Genomic DNA, 19,879 nt, shown 5'->3' on the forward strand with positions numbered 1-19,879 from the left:
AGCAGTCAAACCATTCTGAGGGTAGACGGCTGCGATCGCACCCACCGAGTAAAGTAAAAAAGTAGCTCAATTGACTAAGATTGGCATTTGGTAGCAAGATAAGTCATGACTTCTTGGCGCGATCGCTTCAATCAAATCAGTGGCAAAAGCCGCTTCGTAGTCTGTCGTTTGTTTGTCCATCTAGCAGGTGCAGAGGTTGCGCCTCTGTTGGGAGTTCTAAATCGTGCTGCTAGAGAAGCCGTCGAAGCTGACGGGGATCTGCAAATTTTGGGCGAAGGACTGGTTGAAATTTGTCAGAACCTCTTACAGTACGATACTTACTGGCAATCCGCAGCGAATGAAGGCGACGTTTTCTGGAATGAAGGTGAAGCTGGGGACTATGTGAATGAATTGTTCACAGACTCTGCTGAGCGCTATTTGAGCGAACCAGACTTCAGCCAACCTTCTCACGGAAATGAACCCTTGTCATTGCCAGTCACTCGCAACTTGATTGTGATGATTACGGTGGCTTATGAGGGGGAACTTCCCGTACTCGAAGGCGATCTCGCCAATCTTAGTGCGCTTAAAGAAGGTCTAAAAGCCTTGGTTAATCTGCACTATCAGGAAAGGCTGCGAGCAATACAAGTTCACTTTTCTCCAGCGCAGTTGGGTGATGAACTCACAAACGATCAATTGTTGCTGAATTTTCCAGAACTGATTCCTCTTTAGATTCCCCTTTAATGGCTAATAGCTTCCTCATCAAAATTATTCATCCGTTTATGTTACGTAGATTGACCATTCTTTTCATGTCCCTGACGTTGTGCTTCACAACGGTAGCTTGTGGTAGTCCCTCAACCACAACCCAAGCCCCATCTCAGAATCGGGACTTTAAGACAACGACCACTCAAAGTCGTTTGCCTGATGGACAATATCCAGTCCAGCAGGCAACCTACAATGATGCCGATGGGGAATATACCCTCATGTTGCTCAATACCCCTCCGGGCACGCCCGCCGTTTATCGCTCTACAGATTTGCAAATGGCACGTCTGACAGACGAAGAAATTAAGTCTGGTCAGAAGGGTTATGTGAAAGCAGCTAACGGTCAGGCATCTCTGCACATTCCAGAAGACTTCAAAATTGAATACGTTCACAACGTCACTGAAACGCGACCCGACCCTCAAACAGGTCAACCCCAGACCGTGGTCGTGCGTCAGCAGTCAAGCTTCTGGGCACCTTTTGCAGGAGCATTGGCAGGTCAAGCCGTAGGCAGTTTGTTGTTTACGCCGCGTTACTATATGCCGCCAGTGTATCAACCGGGCGGAATTATGAGAGGTTACGGCGGATACGGCAACACTTATAGTCAAGCGGTTCAGCAATACCAAACCCGCTACCAAGCACCGCCACCTGCTGTTAGAAATCGTCAAACCTTGCGGACAACTGGGCGCTTAAGATCGCCTTCATCCAGTCAACCGACCAGCATTCGTCGAGTCCCGCAAAGCGGAAACCGTTCTACTGGATCGGGTTATGGTTCCAGCACGCTGCGTCGCTCTAACGGATCGACTCCCAGCCGCGCGAATAGAAGTCCCAGTTTTGGCAGCGGATCGCGATCGCGCCCCAGTCGTAGTCGGGGATCGTTTGGTTCTGGTGGCAGACGCCGCTAATTATCGAGAGCGTGGGTAACGCCTATTCTCCTAGCTAGCTCTGTAAGCGCACATTGCCTTGCGCTTACAGAGTCAAAAAAAATTTTTACAAGCTGTATCTTATTGCTTTTCGCCGTTTGAGAAGACTCAGGGGCTAAACTTCCTGGAACCCCTCCCCGCTTGCGGGGAGGGAAATTAACTTGCGGTTACGAGTATTAAGTCAAACAAAAAACGCCCAACAAAAACTTGAGGGCGTCGATCATCAGGGTGCATCTACTAAATTCAATATACCTCACTGAGGGGTCACACCCCCCACCCCCAATAAAAGATTGTTATAAAACTTCTCAATCGCTTCTCAAAGAGCCAAACGTTCTGGCTGTCGCGCGTTATCCCCCTTCACTTTATGAGCGCTACATCTGTGATTCCTCTTTTCCCACTTTGGTAGGTAGCGTAGCGGCGCGCCCATTGCGGGGGTTAAGGAACTGTTGCAGACAATTTGCACAACAAAATGACATTACTACCAGAAGCTGCTTCTACCAGCTTCAAAGAACCGAGTAGCCGCCCATAGCCTGCGCGATCGCTACTCCCCTAAAAACAAAAAACGCCCAACAAAAACTTGAGGGCGTCGATCATCAGGGTGCATCTACTAAGATTCAATATACCCCACTGAGGGGTGTGACCCCTCATCACCAAAAAAGTTGTTACAAAACTTTACATTTTGGGGGAGCGATTAGCCGAGAGTCCTTATCAAGAGGGTTGAAGGATGCTTGCAGTCAATCCAGATCAAGCGATACCTTGAAACCTACGTACAGCCTAGACGTCAAGAGAGACTGAGAGACACACTAAGCGATCGCTTCTGTTAGCTTTGTATTTACTTGATCTGTACTTTGTCTACCCAAATCGCTTATCTCTCAAGCAGTGCGTGCAGATTGAGCTTTCTCGCCTGATTGACTGAAAAAACTCCCCTCCTTCCTATCCCTGCTACCTATAGCAGTCCTCAAGGATTCATGAAGCCTTGCTCCCCGGCTTCTTAGAGAAGTTGAGAAGCTGAAGGGCTGGCATTCCACAACTCAAATAGGATTGCTATAGTTAGTTGAATTTCTCCAGCGTAGCTGCTACTTAAACGAAATTCGCCCAAAATAGTATCAGTAGTTTTGGTCGCAACAATGCTATATTTGATAGCCGTTATCGTTCTTATTTAAATTTGTTTTTATAAATTGACGGCGACTTAGGGCGTAAAATTTAAATTCGATCTATACTAATCCCTCAGACGATCCCCTGTATTTTTCCTAAGAAAAGTTTACCCATTAGGGTGATGTGTAAAGGAGGTGAGGAGGGAAACATGGTAATAGCTTGATGGAATGACCCTAAACAGGGCAACTTGACAACAAGTAGCCTGCATATTCGATTTCAAGAGGTTTTGGATATGTCCTTGCTTTTTTTAATCCCTTTAGCAATCTCGATAGCATCAGCCTTCGTCATCTTTGAGAATTCTCACGATGAAGTTGCCATGCTTGCTGCATCAGCAGCATCTGTCAGTTTGATTCTATGTTTGCTCTTTTTGCCTTGGCAAGTCCAGCTTTTGGTGTTGATGTTTGTCTTAACGATTACTAGACGGGTTTCTGTGCCAAATCAGAGCAAATTTAGGTAAAAAGACAATAATTTATGCTGCGCTTTCCTGTACAGCGAACTCCAATCCAGTCTCGATCTAGGTTGTTAGAGCTGGATTTGGTAACGCTGATACTTAACCTCTAACTGAAACATCTGATGAACTGCTGCCATTTTGAACAGCAGCTATCGTTTACAGGTTCTTCGGATAAACTCATCGACTCTCAAGAGTTTATTTGCTTTGGTAGGTATATCCCAGTTTGCCCTGCCAACCTAAGCGTGAAAAGGCGCGATCGCTGGAACCTCTACACCCAGCGCTGAAACTGCCCTTTCTTAAACACAGTCTTTACCAGTGCTGCCTTGTGCTTTTCGCCTTGATAATTCACTTAATAGAGTTTGGTGTGAATACGCCTACTTTTTTGGGATACGTCATGAGCTGAGGATAGAACCATGTTTGTCCTCTAGTTGTTTGGCGCTCGGCACGCATAGCCGCGCCATTGCTTGTGACAGATGTGTAAGTCCTGACGATTTTACTTCATGTCTGCAATGGATACATCTAGTGCCCCTCTTTAAAAAAGACCTGGGGATATCTGATATGTCGTCTCCAAAAATGAAAGGTATAACACCTGTCTTGAAAGCTTCAATCAAACTTTTAGCAATTAATACCAAAGGAAGAGCCTAAATCATTTTTGATTTGATAATAACTTTTTCAAGAAAATAAAAATACGAAATATTAAGCTTATAAAAATTTTCCGGATTCATTGCCAGATCTATCGTTGAAAATACTGAATACTAAACTTACAAATAAACGTTTAGTTGACCACTACACAGAAACGCCTGCTATTGTCAGAAAATCACTCGAACAACTTCCACAGCTTTGTTTAGCATACCTTACTACAGATGATAACTTTACAAATTCTTTGTAGAAGCTCAAGTTTTTATAAAGAGAACGTAAAGAAAAAGATTTGATAAAGGTACTGGCTACTGAGGTTTTCAGTGGATATACTGATATTACTGGCACTCCCAAAAGTGGCACTCCCAAAAGTCTAGGAACTGTAACGGGTGTTATGAGTAATTACTTTCGATTCACAGGAACAGCAACTTTACTGATTGGGTTGCAACTATTCAGCCCCCAGATGGTGTCTGCCAGAATCGACCCCACTCTTCCCAACAACAGCCCGTCAAACAGCTTCTGGAGTGCTGCTGAGACCCAGAATTTACTAAAATCTGGCGGGGAAGGGAAAGCATTTCAACCGAAAGATAACGGCCCTCCTGCTGGCGATGGCACTGGTGCAGGAACGCGCTGAACCAGGCAAAGGTAAAGGTCAAGTAAAAGTTAAAAGGCAAGGATAAAGAAGTTTGTTCTTTCTTAGAACTGTTTAGTTTTGCAGAGGGGGAGATTTCCACCAATGCTGATGTTGAACTAAGGTGTGAACTTGCCAGCTTGGCGAGGTTTGAGAGAAGTCAGTTCGGTAGTGTCCGCCTCGACTCTCTGTACGAAAAGCAGCACTTTTGAGAATTAGATACGCTACATCTAATAAGTTGTGGGTTTCTCCCCAAGTTCGCAGTTGTTGGTCGGCATCGGGTAAGTCGAAACTAGCCCGCTGACCGGGGATTAAATTCATCAGATACTGACTCAGAGACAGAGCAGCAAATTCTTGTTGCCAAACTTCGATTTGAGCGATCGCATTCTCTAAAACCTCTTGCGATCGACAAATTCCAGCACTTTGCCACACTAAGCGCGGTAACTCTTGCCGTAAAGCTTCAATTTTGTCTCGTTCGGTCGAATCGCAGATGAATGATGAGGGATGAGAGAGAGTCAAAGGGGAAAGTTCTCCCATGCTTCCACTGTCTGGTTTTTCTTGTGTTGTTTCATCCTGCATCCTTGCTGTTTGAGCCTTTCGAGTCTTTCCTTCTTGCTTCTGACTGCTTTCTAAATGAGCCAGTTGGGCACCAAACACCAAACATTCCAGGAGGGAATTACTGGCGAGACGATTGGCACCGTGAACGCCAGTACTAGCTGTTTCCCCAATCGCATATAAACCGGGAATCGAGGTGCGATTCATTAAATCGCTGGCGACGCCTCCCATCCAGTAATGAGCCGCTGGCGCAACCGGAATTGGCTCGTGAAAGACATCAATTCCCCAGCGCTGACACACCTGGATAATGTTAGGGAAACGGTGGCGAATCTTTTCTTCGGGAATTGGGCGCAAATCCAAGAAAACGTGGCCTGTCGCAGGGTCGGCTGCGATTTGCTGCAAGTGGCTGAAAATCGCTCGACTGACGACATCTCTCGGTGCGAGTTCACCCGCGGGATGGTAATCAAAGGCAAATCGTCGTCCTTGGGAATCGACCAGATGAGCGCCTTCCCCCCGGACTGCTTCGCTAATCAAAAAACGAGGCGCACCCGGCTTGGTGAGGGCTGTAGGGTGAAATTGGACAAATTCTAAGTCTCGCAGGATAGCCCCAGCACGCCACGCGATCGCTACCCCATCTCCCGTACTGACCGATGGATTTGTCGTTTGAGCAAATACTTGACCTCCGCCGCCTGTCGCCAGCACCACCGCACCCGCCCTTATCCAGCTAATCTGATTTTGGTAAACCAGGCAAATTCCCTGGCACTCACCAGTTTCAGGATTGAGCCACAGACTTAGGGCAAATGCTTGAGAGATAACCTGGATATTCTGGCGGCGCAGCACTTGTTCGGTTAAGGTACTCACCATTGCGCGACCCGTTGTATCGGCAGCATGAAGCACGCGGGGACGAGAATGAGCCGCCTCTAAGGTCAAAGCGAGATAGGTTCCTTTGCGGTCAAAGGCAACGCCCATATCCACGAGCGAATCAATGCAGGATGCAGCCTCCTCTACAAGAAACTGTACGGCTTCTTTGTCACACAAACCCGCCCCTGCCCGCATTGTGTCCTCAATGTGCAGCGAAGATGAGTCTGTCGGGTCAATTGCAGCCGCGATGCCGCCTTGTGCCCAGTCGCTGGCAGAAAGGGGCAGAGTATCCTTTGTAATCAAACCAACTTGATACGAGTCTGGCAGACAAAGCGCTGCATAAAGTCCTGCTGCACCTGCGCCTACTACCAAGACATCAAACTGGATGGGTATTTCCTGCTGGGGTAAAGATTTTAAGTTTATAGAGTTCAACGATAAGTTCCTTAATACTTCCACTCATAATAAATAACCCACTCCTTAATGGAGTGGGTGATGAAAATCGAGTCGTTAGGGGCGAAGGTTCTTTTGAGGGTCTAGATTCTGAATGCAAGGTTAAGTTGATCTCACCCAGCTTGCAGAATCTTTTCCCGGATAGTCACGACTCACCACGGTTAGTAAATCACTAAAGCGCTTTAGTAGTAGCCGTTGTTATAGCGATCGCCACCTTCCACGAAGCTTGATTCTATTTCTGTCACCGTGAAATTATCCAGGTTCGCTTGAAGCCGTTCTTTTTGACCGTCACTTAGCCCTGGAATTTGCAGGACATCTTCTACTTTCTTGTAAGGTGCATTATCGACAACTTTGCGAGCCAGAGTGGGGTACAGCCCTGGATATTGCCGAAACGCTCGCACATTGGTGTTGTTCAAGTCAATCTTTTTCCCGAACTCGGTGGCTAGCTTATCATCCGCCCGATTCCGGAGGGGTGCCTCGACTGCTGCCAACACTGATGAAGAGTGCAGTGCTACACCCGTCAAATCGGCTGCAATAGCGCTTTTGGGCAGCCCCATCCATCCTAAGCAGCTCACCAACATAGCCAACACTGTCAGCAGACGAACCAATCGTTTCATAAACTTAAATCCTCCTGACACAGCATGATTGAGGGTACCATGTCCTCAACTATTAGTTTAATTTTTGTTTTCTATCCTCTCATCTTATTACCTCTCGGTACCCACTCCACCTCAACTCTGGAACAATTGGAAGTTGGCTAGTTTTCCCAAATCTTAATAAAGAGCTAAACTCCGACCGGGAAACTGGGGTTTTGTGGCAATATAGAAGATCGTTCCTCAAGGTAGTTCACAGGAAATTCAATATGGTTCTTAGATTAGGCGACCAAGTACCCGACTTCACTCAGGATTCTACACACGGTCAAATCAACTTTTATGAGTGGGCTGGCGATAGCTGGGTAGTGCTATTTTCTCACCCCGCAGACTTTACGCCCGTTTGCACCACAGAACTTGGCGAAGTCGCTCGTCTCAAGCCAGAATTTGACAAGCGCAACGTGAAGGCGATCGCACTTAGCGTCGATGATGTTGACTCCCACAAAGGGTGGGTTGGTGATATCGAAGAAACTCAGAGTGTTGGTCTTAACTACCCAATTCTGGCAGATCCGGATAAGAAGGTCTCTGACCTTTACGACATGATCCACCCCAACGCCGCCAATACCGTAACGGTTAGATCGGTCTTCGTCATCGATCCGCAGAAGAAACTGCGTCTCACCTTCACCTACCCCCCCAGCACCGGACGTAACTTCGATGAATTGCTGCGGGTAATCGATTCGCTGCAACTGACGGATCACTATAGCGTAGCCACTCCAGTTAACTGGAAAGAGGGAGACGATTGTGTAATCGTTCCTTCGTTAAAAGATCCGGAAGTGTTAAAAGAGAAATTTCCTAAAGGTTACACGGAAATCAAGCCTTACCTGCGGATGACTCCCCAACCGGACAAATAGTTTTGAGTGGGTAAGTGAGCGATCGCGCACAGCGATCGCTCACTAGATAATTAACAATAGCCTGATGGGTCGAAAGCTAATCGTCCGTCAGGCTATTTTCATTGGTTTGAGTGAGCCAACAGTAAAATTTTGGAGTAGGCGTTGCCCACTCTAACTGAATCGAGGAAATCCAGAATGCTTTCTTCTCCCCTAGTTGTGCGAATTCCGCCATCAATGCCAATGACAGACGAACAGTTTTTTGAGTTCTGTCAAATTAACCGCAACTTACGCATTGAACGGAATAAAACTGGGGAAATCGTCATCATGCCCCCAACTGGTTCAGAGACAGGAAACCGAGAAGGTAATATATTCGGGCAGCTCTGGTTATGGTCAGAACAAGACGGCACGGGGATAACTTTTTCTTCTAGCACGGGATTTATTCTATCAACAGGTGCAGAAAGGTCGCCTGATGCTTCATGGATAAAACTGGAACGATGGAATGCTTTATCCCCAGAACAACAGCAAAAGTTTGCCCCTATTTGCCCTGATTTTGTGATTGAACTGAGGTCAGCTTCGGACAACTTAAAGCCTTTGCAAGAAAAAATACTCGAATACATGAGCGAGGCAGGATTCCAGCTAGGCTGGTTGATTGACCGAAAAAACCGCAAAGTTTATATCTATCGTCCCAGTCAAGAAGTGGAATGCCTAGACAATCCCGACACGGTAAGTGGCGATCGCGTTTTGCCTGGATTTTCCCTCAATATGACTAAAGTTTGGTAAAAGTCGAGTCGGACTACCGCAATACGCCAAAATTTTTATAGGGAAGAACTTAGGTAATTTCAGAATGGATATCAAAAAGGGTTTTGTAGAGACAGTTGGCAACACACCGCTCATCCGCTTAAACAACTTCAGCGATGAAACAGGTTGTGAAATTCTGGGAAAAGCAGAATTTCTCAATCCAGGCGGTTCTGTGAAAGACCGGGCAGCACTTTATATCATTGAAGACGCCGAAAAAAAAGGTTTGCTCAAACCTGGCGGTACAGTCGTTGAGGGAACCGCCGGGAACACAGGCATCGGTTTAGCTCATATTTGCAACGCCAAGGGCTACAAATGCCTGATTATCATCCCAGATACCCAGTCTCAGGAAAAGATGGATGCTTTGAGGACGCTGGGCGCAGAAGTTCGTCCCGTTCCATCTGTACCTTACAGCAACCCCAACAACTATGTCAGGCTCTCCGGCAAAATTGCGTCTGAGATGGAAAACACGATTTGGGCGAATCAATTTGATAATTTAGCCAATCGACAAGCGCACTACGAAACTACCGCAAAAGAAATCTGGGAACAAACGGACGGTAAAGTTAATGCTTGGGTTACAGCCACGGGGACTGGCGGCACCTTAGCGGGTGTAGCGATGTACCTGAAAGAAAAAAATCCTGCTGTTAAAACCGTCTTAGCAGACCCGATGGGTAGCGCCCTCTACAGTTATATCAAGACGGGGGAAACCAAGAGTGAGGGCAACTCAATCACAGAAGGGATTGGCAATAGCCGCGTCACCGCCAATATGGAAGGTGTACCGATAGACGATGCTATCCAAATTGATGACACCGAAGCGGTACGGGTTGTCTACAGACTCTTAAGAGAGGAAGGACTGTTTCTGGGTGGCTCCACAGGAATCAATGTAGGAGCAGCCGTAGAACTCGCCAAGCAGATGGGGCCAGGTCATACGATTGTGACCATCCTCTGCGATAGCGGCGCTCGTTATCAGTCACGGCTGTTTAATCGGGAATGGCTAGAATCGAAGGGACTTTCACCCGATTAGAAAGGAAGCAAAGGGGAGGCGGTGAGAATTTTCACCGCCTCCCTACCCTCAGCATTTAGTCGTTTTTATCTAACCATTGCTAGCATCCCATTGCCAGCAGCGGGTGCAAGTGCCAGTTCCTTCCACAGCAAGAGCAGCTACGTAGTCGAGTTCCGGTTTCAATTCTTGGAGTGACCAGCGATCGCTTTCAATGCGATCGCCTTCAATGCTCAGCAACATCGCTGGTTCCCCTGGAGCCAGCGTTACCTCAATTTGATCCAGAGGTCGAGCCAGCCCTTCTCCAATTGCTTTTAGGTAAGCTTCTTTGCGAGTCCAGGCGTTTAAAAATGCTTGCTGCTTCTGAGGTGCAGGCAAGGCACGCAAAACGGCATTTTCTCGCGCCGAAAAGAAGCGTTTAGCGATCGTTTCAACTTCGGCAACGGAACGAATGTATTCAACATCGACACCGATCTGGCGATCGCGTGTTACTGCATACAGGCAGATATCTTGAGAGTGAGATAAATTAAACCGAAGGTTACTTTCTGCGTGCGTTCCAGCCAGTGCTGGCTTGCCACGAGAGCCATAGCAAAATTGCACCTCGACTGGGTTGATTTCTAAGTAGCAACTCAGAATTGTCCTGAGCAGACCTCGCCCAATGATGAAACGCTTCCTGTCCCGCTCAAAGTGGAAACGTGCGGCTCTTATTTGCTCATCTTCAGAAAGGATTTGTTGCAGATGCTGAACGTGAAATGCTGATTGGTCGAGGGAAGCACGCCAGACATGGACATCATTGCTCGATAGCGCTAAGTCAGTTTGTGGAGGACACCACATAGAATCAATATCAGTCATCAGTCTGAGCCATCAATCTGAGCCTGTGGTTATCTAACTCCAACGTTGCGCCATTTTGAGTCCGGAGAATTACCGAAGGAAAGCTTCTGTTTTAGCGTGTCATCATCACTGAACCCGAACAAGCCGACAAAAACTCTTAAGCATTTTCTCGGACTCGATCTAATACAGTTCGCTTAACTCTGCTTCATGTCTCTCTTGTGCATTGGTCCCACCCGTGAGTTAGGAGACGCGGTTCGCGATCGCACTGCTAAAGAAGTCTGGCTCTCCTACTGCGCCATCTGCCTCTGCATTATACTTTCTACCCATCAGAACGCACCTGAGCGCTTAGATCGGCACCGCTTGCCTTTACCGGGTACTTCTCCTCGCTCGTGGGGCGGAGAGAAGCCATACGCTAACGGCGCTACTGGTAGATTTTTCGGGAAGTAGCCTATCCCTTATTCTTTGAGAAAACTAGTTACTCCGAGATTGCCGTTTCTTCAGTATAGCTGTCTCTCTTTTTTGTAAAAAACAACACTCATACTAAATTAGTTACAAACCTTGACACACATATACAAGAATTTATATAACTGCTTATAGCTAATCCCACACATGGTCAATAAATTTGGCTGAGTATAGATTTCAGAAAATTACTTCAGCATAGTCTTCCGGCTTCTTACTACGAAAGGACTTCAAATCTTTTTGCCATCTTCCAAGCTGTAATGCTTGCCAGCAAAGCAATTTAACTTTGCTGGTAGTCGCGTCTTTCGGAAACCAGCTTGTGCAAGAAGTTTTCATATTTGTAATTTAGATGACAGATTAATCGGACTTAACAATGAAATAACTTTACAAAATCTTTATAAAACTTTTTAGGTGCCATATCAAGAAAAGCAATGTAGGATAAGTTATTTGCCGTATTTAGTCGGGAGTTTAAAATATATTTTTTTAGTAAAGATTCGTAGAATTACTAGTCTTAAAGATAGACATCAGACCAAAATTGAAAAACTACCGAAAGGTTGATTTTTTTACTCAAGACCACTGTCTGTACCTTGCCGGATTGTTCAAGCTAGAAGCTTTTTTAAAATCTGAACAAAAACAATAAAGAAGATGAATTGTAGTTCTTAACCTTGATATGTCAATTTTCTGGTGCCGCGACCACTTCTCAATAAAGCTAGTAAGTTTCCATTAGTACTTATGAACACCGTTACACCAAGCGATATTGATTCTTCTACAGCTCAAAATTTTTCTACCCTGGTTGAACTGCTGCGGTGGAGGGCACTCCAGCAGCCGGAAAAGGTAGCTTATACTTTTCTGATTGATGGCAAGAAAGAAGGTTCCCAGCTCACTTATGCTCAGCTCGATCGCCAAGCAAGAGCGATCGCTGCCTTGCTACAACAGCATAATGCCAGAGGAGAGCGGGCACTACTGCTTTATCCACAAGGTCTAGAGGTTATTGCCGCTTTTTGCGGTTGCTTATATGCCGGGACAATTGCCATTCCCGTACCCCCACCGGAAGCGGGGCGATTGAAGCGAACCTTGCCCAGACTGCAAGCGATCGCGAAAGATGCCCAAGCTTCATTGGTGCTAACCACCTCTGGCATTCTTTCCCTCGTTGAAGAGTACGACGAGAAAATTCCGGAATTTCAGGCAATGAGCTGGATTGACACCGAGCAGGTAGACCTGTCTCTGGCTGAAACCTGGCAAGATCCAGCCGTAACCAGCGATATGCTGGCCTATCTCCAGTACACCTCAGGCTCCACTTCCACTCCTAAAGGTGTGATGCTCAGCCACAGTAACGTAATGTTCCACTCAGCGAACCTCCAAAAAGCCTGTGGCTACACCCCGGACAGCGTAACTGTGGCGTGGATGCCTTACTTCCACGATTACGGACTGGTTGAAGGACTCATCCAACCCCTCTACAACGGTATCCCCTGCTACGTGATGTCACCCTTCGCCTTTATCAAACGCCCATTCCACTGGCTCCAGGCGATTTCGCGCTACAAAGTGACTCATAGCCAAGGCCCTAACTTTGCCTACGATCAATGCGTGCGTAGGATTACACCAGAACAACGCGCCACCCTGGACTTGAGTAGTTGGCGTGCAGCAGGCAATGCCGCTGAGCCAATCAACCCCCAAGTTATGGAAAGTTTTTACGAAACCTTTGCACCATCCGGGTTTCAGTGGAATGCTTTTTGTCCTGCCTACGGATTGGCTGAGGCAACTTTGTTAGTATCCTTCTCTGCACAAACCGCAACACCCGTTTTGTGCAATCTCGATCCGGCAGCACTAGAAAAAAATCGCATCGTTCCAGCCTCCAAAAATCAAGATATTGTACGAACAGTTGTTGGATGCGGGACTAAAGTTTGCAACACCAAAATAGCGATCGTGCATCCAGAGAAATTTACCCGATGTGCCGCTGATGAAGTCGGCGAGATTTGGGTATCCGATCCTAGCGTGGCTCACGGCTACTGGCAGCGACCCGAAGAATCGGAACGCACCTTCCGGGCACGCATCGCCGATACAGGGGAAGGGCCATTTCTACGTACCGGCGACTTGGGATTCTTAAAAGATGGCGAGCTATTTATCACGGGGCGCATCAAAGATTTAATTATCATCCGAGGCACCAATCACTATCCTCAAGATATTGAATGGACGGTGCAAGAAAGCCATGCAGCGCTTCGACCCGAACATGGCGCAGCCTTTTCAGTGATGGTGAATGGCGAGGAGCGACTGGTAATTGTCCAGGAAGTCGAGCGTCATACCCATAATCTAGACACCAATGAGGTCATGGGAGCCATCCGTCAGGTGGTATCGGAACAGCACGAGCTACAGGTTTATGCTGTGGTATTAGTGAAGCCGGGAAGTATCCTGAAAACTTCCAGCGGCAAGATTCAACGTCAGGGTTGTCGAGCAGCTTTCTTAGCAGGAAGTCTAGATGTCGTCGCGGATTGGAGCGAAAATCCTCAAGCCACGGCAAAGTTTCAAAGTCTCAAGGGAGAAGTAGAATCCCTGTTGCAGAAAGTGCAAACTCCTAAATAGCGATTGGGAATTGGGAATTGCGAATTGCTTGCGATTACCCACACCGATAAGCCATTACCCATTACACGGAGAATTCAATGCATCAACTAAAACAGTACTGGGTCGCTGAAGCGCTCGAAAAGGACTTAGGCGATCCAACACAGCCGGAAAGCGTGATGTCTTTCAAAAGCGTCATGGAGCTGGACGAGCGCGAAGAATTTCCAGAAAAAGACGTTGAATGGCTTTATAACTGGAATCTTCATCACTACCACATCCCCGTGGAATACGGTGGAGAGCTGAAATCTTATGAAGAATTCGTCGCTTTTGTTAGAGTTTTGTCCAGACGTGACCTAACAACATCGATAACTTTTAGCACGCTTTTCTGGTCTGGTTTAGTTTGGATGGCAGGTACCCACGAACAGAAACAAAAGCTGGCAAAGTTTATTAAAGATAAACATGGTGCCATGTGTCTTGCTTATTCAGAAAGGGCACACGGAAGCGACCTAGTTGCTAGTGATGTGCAGGCAACTAAGGTTCCCGGTGGTTATCTGCTGAATGGGGAAAAATGGCCAATTAACCGAGCGACAATTTCTGGAATTTCAGTTGTGCTTGCCAAAACAGATGACAGTGGCGGGGCACGTAGCTTGTCGCTGTTTGTTGTTGATAAAAGTGAAATTGATCCAGCGGGTTATTCCAATCTTCCTAAGATCAAGACTTTGGGAATTCGCGGTTCTGATATGAGCGGAATCCGTTTTGATAATTGCTTTGTACCTGAAGAAATGCGTCTGGGGCAAGAAGGAGCGGGTTTAGAATTGGGGCTGAAAGGCTTTCATCTAACCCGGACGTTGTGTGCAGCCTTTTCTTTAGGATCGGCGGATACAGCCCTGAGAACGGTGCTGAAGTTTTCTCTAGGACGGAAATTATACGGCAAAACAGTTTTCGATATTCCTCACCCCCGGACTACTTTAGTAGACGCTTTCTTAGATATTTTGGTCTGCGATTGTGTCACGATTGCGGGGGCAAGAAGTTTTCATGTCGCGCCGGAGCAATCTAGCGTTTCGTCTATCTTCGTGAAATATTTTGTGCCTGTAACGGTTGAAAAGTTAGTTCAAAACCTTTCCGTAATTCTAGGGGCACGTTTCTATTTGCGCGAAGGTCACGATGAGGGAATTTTCCAAAAAGTTGTCCGAGATAATGCCATTATTAGCGTGTTTGATGGCAGTACGGTTGTTAACTTGCACGCGCTGATTTTACAGCTTCGTCAGATGGCGAAATACCGGGCGAAAAGAAATGCTGCCACTTATGAGGGATTGCGATCGCGTCTGGAAACCCGGTTTTCTCTAGAAGCACCGTTACCACCATGCGAACGGGCAAAATTTGAGCTGTTCAGCCGGGGATGCGATGATGTTTTACAAGGTCTGGAAATCTCTCTAGAACACTTGTATGACTTAAAGACAGATTCTAGCGTCGATGCTGAAGTGTTGCAGAAGCTGATAACACTGACAAGCGCGGTCCTCGAAGAACTCGACGCACAGGATGAATTTTTGGCAAGCTCAGGCTTTGAATTCGGACACGATCAGTCTCCGGAGTTATTTGAACTCGCTAAGAAGTACTGCACGTTGCACGCAGCAGCAGCTTGCGTACATATGTGGATTTACAACCGAAAAATCTTGGGTGACTTTTTTGCAAAGGGTGAATGGTTAGCAATTTGTCTCAACAGACTGCTAATGACTTTTCGCCCTTCATCAGGTATTATTCCTAGCATTTACATCGAGAATGTTGCCCAAGAGCTTCTCAAGCTTGACAGAGAAAACAAGATGTTTTCGATTGTCCCCCTCCAACTAGCCCAGTCCCAATCACAAGAGGAGAAAACCCATGCAGCTTCAGAACTCCAGCTCCAAGCCTAGTGAAGATTTAAGCAAAAACAATTTACAAGACGAGAATATGATTGTTGAAAACTCCCCTGCTGAAGCGATTCAATCCTGGCTAGTTACCAAGCTTTCTAAGCAACTTTCACTCAATGCAAAAACCATTGATGTCCGCGAACCTTTGACGCGCTACGGTCTGGATTCCATCGATGCTGTTACCTTAGTGGGCGATTTAGAAGATTGGCTAGGATGCGAGCTGCCTTCTACTCTGCTGTGGGATTATCCGACTATTGAAAAATCTGCTGAATACTTGGTTAAAGAGTTTGATGTTTCAGCGGCAGTTTCTCCAGTTGCGTCTAGCAATGTCAAGGATGCTAGTGACGATAAAACTGAAAAAGTAGAGGCATCTTCCAAGCCTTCTGGCTGGGGCGGTCTGTGGAACCGAATTAGCGGCAGCTAGAGTAGGATATCTGGTTGGTGATTGGGAATTGGGAATTGGTTAAAGATTTTATCGCTGTTGTGGTGACTGTAAATCTTCAACTTCGGACAAAAAAAGATAACCCATTCTTGATGACTAATTACCAATCGCTAAATACTGACTAAGATAATAACTTTTAAACCCTAAAAAATAGGGAGGAAACAGTCAATTGAATTTCTCTGATTTCTCCTTCTGGTGGGTACTTCTTCTGATCGGCGTTCCCTTCTTCACGGTTCGCTATATCGGCAAGTACCTGAACATTTGGCGAGATTACTTGGATAGCATCGGGTTGATGGTGCTGTCGCTGATGCTGTTTGTAAATGCGTCGCGCTCCAGCTTTATCATCTTCGCCTTTGAGATTATCTTTAACTACGTGATGGTGCGCCTGATGTTGCGCCGTCGAGGTTGGGAGTCGCAAGCGATCGCAGCCACTGTGATCGGGATCGACATCGCCATCCTTGCCTACTTCAAATACGTGAACTTCTTTGTGGAAGATGTTCTAGGACTATTTGTGGGGGGAGTTGCTGCGAGTTGGCAGCAGAGAGGCGGCATTCCTGGTGCAGGTGCAATTCCTCCAGGAATTTCGTTCTACACCTTCCAGATGGTTGCTTTTGTCGTGGATTCATTCAGAAGCAAAAATAAGCAGCCAATTGGAGTTGTTGATTACATCAACTTTGTTTCCTTCTTCCCGCAAGTCGTCGCTGGCCCGATTGAGCGCCGAGCTGACTTGTTTCCTCAAATTGAATCATTCCGCTTTAAGTTCTCCGCAGAAAACTTTGAGGACGGTCTCAAGTGGCTGTCTTTGGGCTTGTTTATGAAGTTGGTACTGGCGGATAACTTGTCGCCGTACATCAACTTGCAAGAAACAGGAAATGTCTGGCTGGTGTGGCTATCTATCTACTTGTTCACTCTGAGGATTTACTTTGATTTTGCTGGATATAGTTTCATCGCACTAGGTTTAGCTAAATTTGTAGGCGTTCAGCTAACACTCAATTTCATCGCCCCTTACACTTCACCCAGCATCCAAGAATTTTGGCGTCGCTGGCACGTGACGCTGAGTACCTGGTTTCGAGACTACGTTTTCCTTCCCCTGATGGGCGCAAAGAAGCAGTGGGCGGCATTTTATCTGTTCGTCACGTTTACGCTCTCAGGGTTTTGGCACGGAGCTGCTTGGAATTTCATCATTTGGGGTGCGTATCATGGCTTGTTGCTGCTAGTTCTGCGATATGCGGGTCGCCCTTTTTACCGCTTTGTTGGCGAACGTCTATTCATGCCTCAGTTCTTATCGTGGGCGCTAACGTTTGGTTCGGTGATGCTGGGCTGTCTATTCTTCATGGAGTCAGATATGACTCGACTGGGACAGAAGCTGCAAACACTGGTGACGCCTTGGGCGTACTCGTTCTCAAATTTGGGAGCGGCAATGAGTTCCTTTAGTGCGAATGAGGGTGCGGTCTTAGTTTTGATCCTCTTTCTCACAGCGGCGGAATTGTTCTTGGAACACCTCGCAGTTTGGCAAAAACGGACGTGCGAATATGATTTACTGTTATCCCCCTGGTTAACTCGCGTTCTTTTGGGTTTGACCATCTTGCTAGCTGCAAATACCCCCTCTAAATTTATTTACTTCGAGTTCTAATGTGGAAACCTCTAAAGCTTGCTAGTTGGATAGCGGTTGCTGGCTTAGCCTGGTCTGTTGGGTACCTTTACAACGTGCGCTACGGTGGAGAACTGAGCTGGCTGCGTGCTATGTACGAACGCAAGGTAGCGCTGGCAAGCCAAATTGAAGCACCCCACCGCCTTCTAATAACGGGTGGTTCTGGAGCGCACTACACGTTGAATACCAAGCTAATGGAGCAAGAACTTGGCATTCCCGTATTCAACATGGGGTTAGATGGCCCAATTGGTTTAGATGTCATCCTTCCGAGCGTTTTGAGTCAAGTGCGTCGGGGCGACATTGTGCTTCTGATTCCAGAGTACCTGCTGCTGTTGGATGAGGATGGGTTGGGCGATCGCTCTGGTTCGTTTGGGATGGCAATTGGACAGCCCGGTTTGGGAGGAATCCCTCCCAAACAGTTGGCTCTAGACGCAATGATGCTAGGGGTTCCGACTCTTAGAGGAATTACTAAGTCGAGCTTGGAGGTGATTGAAAAAGGAAAAATGACTGGCTACTACTCCGATCCAGTTGACGAACGTGGCGACCCTACCGTAACGAAAGAACGCGCTGGGAACTGGTGGCAGATGACATTTCAAGAACCCGTATCCAAACACGCGCTTCAGCGGATCGCTAAATTCCGTGAAGAAGTCGAGGCAAAGGGAGCAACTTTAGTTCTGTCATTGCCGTGGGTCTATGCGAACAGCAGCGACGATAAGACGATTCGTAACGTTAAAAAGACGGCTGAGGAACTGAGCAAAATCGCTCCTTTGATCTACGAAAAAGACTCGTTGAACCTGAAGAGAGACTCTAACTTGTTCGCTGATACCCACTATCACCTGAAGCCGGAAGCCAGAACAATCCGGGCAATGGAGCTGGTTCAACAGCTAAAACCAGCGATCGCTCAGCAACTGACAGCGCCCAACTCCACGACCAAAGTGCCGCAATAGCGAATCGCTTTAGCTATTCGCGTTTGATATCAAGCTTATTTACCAAAACCCTGTCAATGATATGGACGGCAAGCTAGACGGTACAAAGCATCAAAGAAAGGTCAGTTCTACTCCCTCTGAATCTGGGAGCGCTACTCCCACCCGGATTTGCATTCTCGGTGGGGGCTTTGGTGGTCTTTACACTGCTTTGTACCTGCGCCGTTTTCCCTTACTCAAATCAAGTCGATGCGAAATTACCCTGGTTGAGCAAAAAGATCGCTTTCTCTTTACCCCCTTGCTATACGAACTGGTGACAGACGAACTGCAAGCGTGGGAAATCGCTCCTTCTTATCAAAAGCTATTAAGAAACACTAATATTCGGTTTTGTCAAGAGACGATTCAGGAGGTTAATTTACAAACGCGCCAGGTAAAGCTTGAATCCGGTGAGGCTCTCGCTTACGACTACCTAGTTTTAGCAGTCGGGGGAGAAACGCGCTTAGAGGGCGTTCCTGGAGCTGGCACTTATGCCCAAACCTTTCGCAGTTTGGCCGATGTAGAGCTTCTGAAACAACAGCTATACGAGTTTGAGCTTTCTGAGCAGGAACAAATGCGGATTGCGATCGCGGGCGCTGGTCCTAATGGCGTAGAACTCGCTTGCAAAATCGCCGACCGGCTACAGAAACGAGGGCAGGTACTGTTGATTGACCGGGGCAATCAAATTCTAAAAACCTTTTCCGCTCATACTCAAGCTGCGGCTCACCGTGCTTTATCAAGTCGTGGTGTGCGGGTAAAACTAGAAACGAGCATCCACCGCATTGAACCTGACCAAATTACCCTAGTTCGGGATGGTCAGATTGACACTTTGCCTGTAGATTTGGTATTTTGGACGGCTGGAACCCGGCAGCTCGATTGGGTGCGCGAACTTGATTGCCAGCATAATAACCAGGGACAACTGATTTCTTGCCCTACCTTACAATTAGTTGACTATCCAGAAGTGTTTGCTTTGGGGGATTTGGCAGAAATTTACAATCCCCGTGGCGCACGGGTGCCAGCAACCGCTCAAGCCGCTTTTCAACAGGCAGATTGTGCTGCTCGCAACATTTGGGCAGCGATCGCGGGCAAACGCTTACGGCGCTTCCGCTATTTGCACTTAGGAGAGATGGTGACTTTGGGAAAGGGTGCGGCTGCGGTTTCTAGCTTTGGTCTGAATTTAGAAGGGCGCTTGGCATCGATTACTAGACAAGTCGTTTACCTCCAGCGCCTGCCAACCGTGCCTCACCGCCTCCGAGTAGTGAGAAACTGGATTTATCAAGCGATTCGGCGGGTTGTTTTAACAGTCTGGAAGTGGCTGGCAGCAATCCGGCGGTTAGGGTCCAATAGTTTGGGAAAGCGGCGATTGGCGGCGAATTACTCCCGGCGATCTAAGTATTAAATTTAACAA

Annotated in this window: 18 protein-coding genes; 15 read left to right on the forward strand and 3 right to left on the reverse strand. The window is 47.1% G+C overall.

Annotation, left to right across the window (positions count from 1 at the left end):
* Positions 1-105: 105 nt before the first annotated feature.
* The 5 genes from NDA03_RS09420 (at position 106) to NDA03_RS09440 (ending at position 4,534) form a co-directional block, all read left to right on the forward strand.
* The gene (locus NDA03_RS09420; RefSeq protein ID WP_190525704.1) at positions 106-708 is read left to right on the forward strand and encodes a DUF1517 domain-containing protein; all 603 of its coding nucleotides are present in this window, start codon (positions 106-108) and stop codon (positions 706-708) included.
* Positions 709-758: 50 nt separating this feature from the next.
* Positions 759-1,640, forward strand: a complete 882-nt coding sequence (locus NDA03_RS09425) for a hypothetical protein (protein ID WP_190415465.1) — start codon at positions 759-761, stop codon at positions 1,638-1,640.
* Between the two features lie 1,405 nt (positions 1,641-3,045).
* On the forward strand, positions 3,046-3,270 hold the full coding sequence (locus NDA03_RS09430) for a hypothetical protein (RefSeq protein WP_190415469.1): 225 nt from the start codon (positions 3,046-3,048) through the stop codon (positions 3,268-3,270).
* A gap of 116 nt (positions 3,271-3,386) precedes the next feature.
* A complete protein-coding gene (locus NDA03_RS09435; protein WP_348232341.1) occupies positions 3,387-3,548 on the forward strand; it encodes a hypothetical protein in 162 nt (53 codons plus the stop codon).
* A 644-nt stretch (positions 3,549-4,192) separates the two neighbouring features.
* Complete coding sequence (locus NDA03_RS09440) at positions 4,193-4,534, forward strand: hypothetical protein (protein WP_190440968.1); 342 nt, start codon at positions 4,193-4,195, stop codon at positions 4,532-4,534.
* 72 nt (positions 4,535-4,606) lie between these two features.
* On the opposite strand, the gene nadB is transcribed toward NDA03_RS09440, so the two are convergent.
* Together nadB and psbU are read right to left on the reverse strand one after the other, a co-directional pair.
* Positions 4,607-6,379, reverse strand: coding sequence for an L-aspartate oxidase (gene nadB, locus NDA03_RS09445; protein ID WP_348237893.1), 1,773 nt, complete (start codon positions 6,377-6,379; stop codon positions 4,607-4,609).
* A gap of 200 nt (positions 6,380-6,579) precedes the next feature.
* Positions 6,580-7,014, reverse strand: coding sequence for a photosystem II complex extrinsic protein PsbU (gene psbU, locus NDA03_RS09450; protein ID WP_190415476.1), 435 nt, complete (start codon positions 7,012-7,014; stop codon positions 6,580-6,582).
* Positions 7,015-7,256: 242 nt separating this feature from the next.
* Between psbU and NDA03_RS09455 the strand changes: the two genes are divergently transcribed.
* The 3 genes from NDA03_RS09455 (at position 7,257) to NDA03_RS09465 (ending at position 9,693) form a co-directional block, all read left to right on the forward strand.
* Complete coding sequence (locus NDA03_RS09455; protein ID WP_190415478.1) at positions 7,257-7,895, forward strand: peroxiredoxin; 639 nt, start codon at positions 7,257-7,259, stop codon at positions 7,893-7,895.
* A 174-nt stretch (positions 7,896-8,069) separates the two neighbouring features.
* A complete protein-coding gene (locus NDA03_RS09460; RefSeq protein WP_348237894.1) occupies positions 8,070-8,654 on the forward strand; it encodes a Uma2 family endonuclease in 585 nt (194 codons plus the stop codon).
* Between the two features lie 64 nt (positions 8,655-8,718).
* Positions 8,719-9,693: a cysteine synthase A gene (locus NDA03_RS09465; protein ID WP_348237895.1), complete on the forward strand. Its 975-nt coding sequence runs from the start codon at positions 8,719-8,721 to the stop codon at positions 9,691-9,693.
* A gap of 69 nt (positions 9,694-9,762) precedes the next feature.
* Here NDA03_RS09465 and NDA03_RS09470 read toward each other — a convergent pair whose 3' ends face one another.
* Positions 9,763-10,521 (reverse strand): 4'-phosphopantetheinyl transferase superfamily protein, encoded by a 759-nt coding sequence (locus tag NDA03_RS09470; protein WP_348237896.1) that lies wholly within the window; start codon positions 10,519-10,521, stop codon positions 9,763-9,765.
* Positions 10,522-10,707: 186 nt separating this feature from the next.
* On the opposite strand from NDA03_RS09470, the gene NDA03_RS09475 reads away from it, so the two are divergent.
* The 7 genes from NDA03_RS09475 to NDA03_RS09505 all read left to right on the forward strand — a co-directional run bounded on the left by NDA03_RS09475 (position 10,708) and on the right by NDA03_RS09505 (position 19,870).
* Positions 10,708-10,947, forward strand: a complete 240-nt coding sequence (locus NDA03_RS09475) for a hypothetical protein (RefSeq protein WP_348237897.1) — start codon at positions 10,708-10,710, stop codon at positions 10,945-10,947.
* A gap of 744 nt (positions 10,948-11,691) precedes the next feature.
* On the forward strand, positions 11,692-13,536 hold the full coding sequence (locus NDA03_RS09480; protein ID WP_348237898.1) for a fatty acyl-AMP ligase: 1,845 nt from the start codon (positions 11,692-11,694) through the stop codon (positions 13,534-13,536).
* 77 nt (positions 13,537-13,613) lie between these two features.
* Positions 13,614-15,422, forward strand: coding sequence for an acyl-CoA dehydrogenase family protein (locus tag NDA03_RS09485; RefSeq protein ID WP_348237899.1), 1,809 nt, complete (start codon positions 13,614-13,616; stop codon positions 15,420-15,422).
* Positions 15,391-15,843: an acyl carrier protein gene (locus NDA03_RS09490; RefSeq protein WP_190984605.1), complete on the forward strand. Its 453-nt coding sequence runs from the start codon at positions 15,391-15,393 to the stop codon at positions 15,841-15,843. The genes NDA03_RS09485 and NDA03_RS09490 overlap by 32 nt, the downstream gene beginning before the upstream one ends.
* Positions 15,844-16,030: 187 nt before the next feature.
* Positions 16,031-17,494, forward strand: a complete 1,464-nt coding sequence (locus NDA03_RS09495; protein WP_348237900.1) for an MBOAT family O-acyltransferase — start codon at positions 16,031-16,033, stop codon at positions 17,492-17,494.
* Positions 17,494-18,459, forward strand: a complete 966-nt coding sequence (locus NDA03_RS09500) for a hypothetical protein (protein ID WP_348237901.1) — start codon at positions 17,494-17,496, stop codon at positions 18,457-18,459. Before NDA03_RS09495 ends, NDA03_RS09500 begins: the two co-directional genes overlap by 1 nt.
* A gap of 61 nt (positions 18,460-18,520) precedes the next feature.
* Positions 18,521-19,870 (forward strand): NAD(P)/FAD-dependent oxidoreductase, encoded by a 1,350-nt coding sequence (locus NDA03_RS09505; RefSeq protein ID WP_190429097.1) that lies wholly within the window; start codon positions 18,521-18,523, stop codon positions 19,868-19,870.
* The last annotated feature ends 9 nt before the right edge of the window (positions 19,871-19,879 follow it).

The organism is Trichocoleus sp. Lan, from assembly GCF_039961855.1.
Classification (GTDB): domain Bacteria; phylum Cyanobacteriota; class Cyanobacteriia; order Cyanobacteriales; family FACHB-T130; genus FACHB-T130.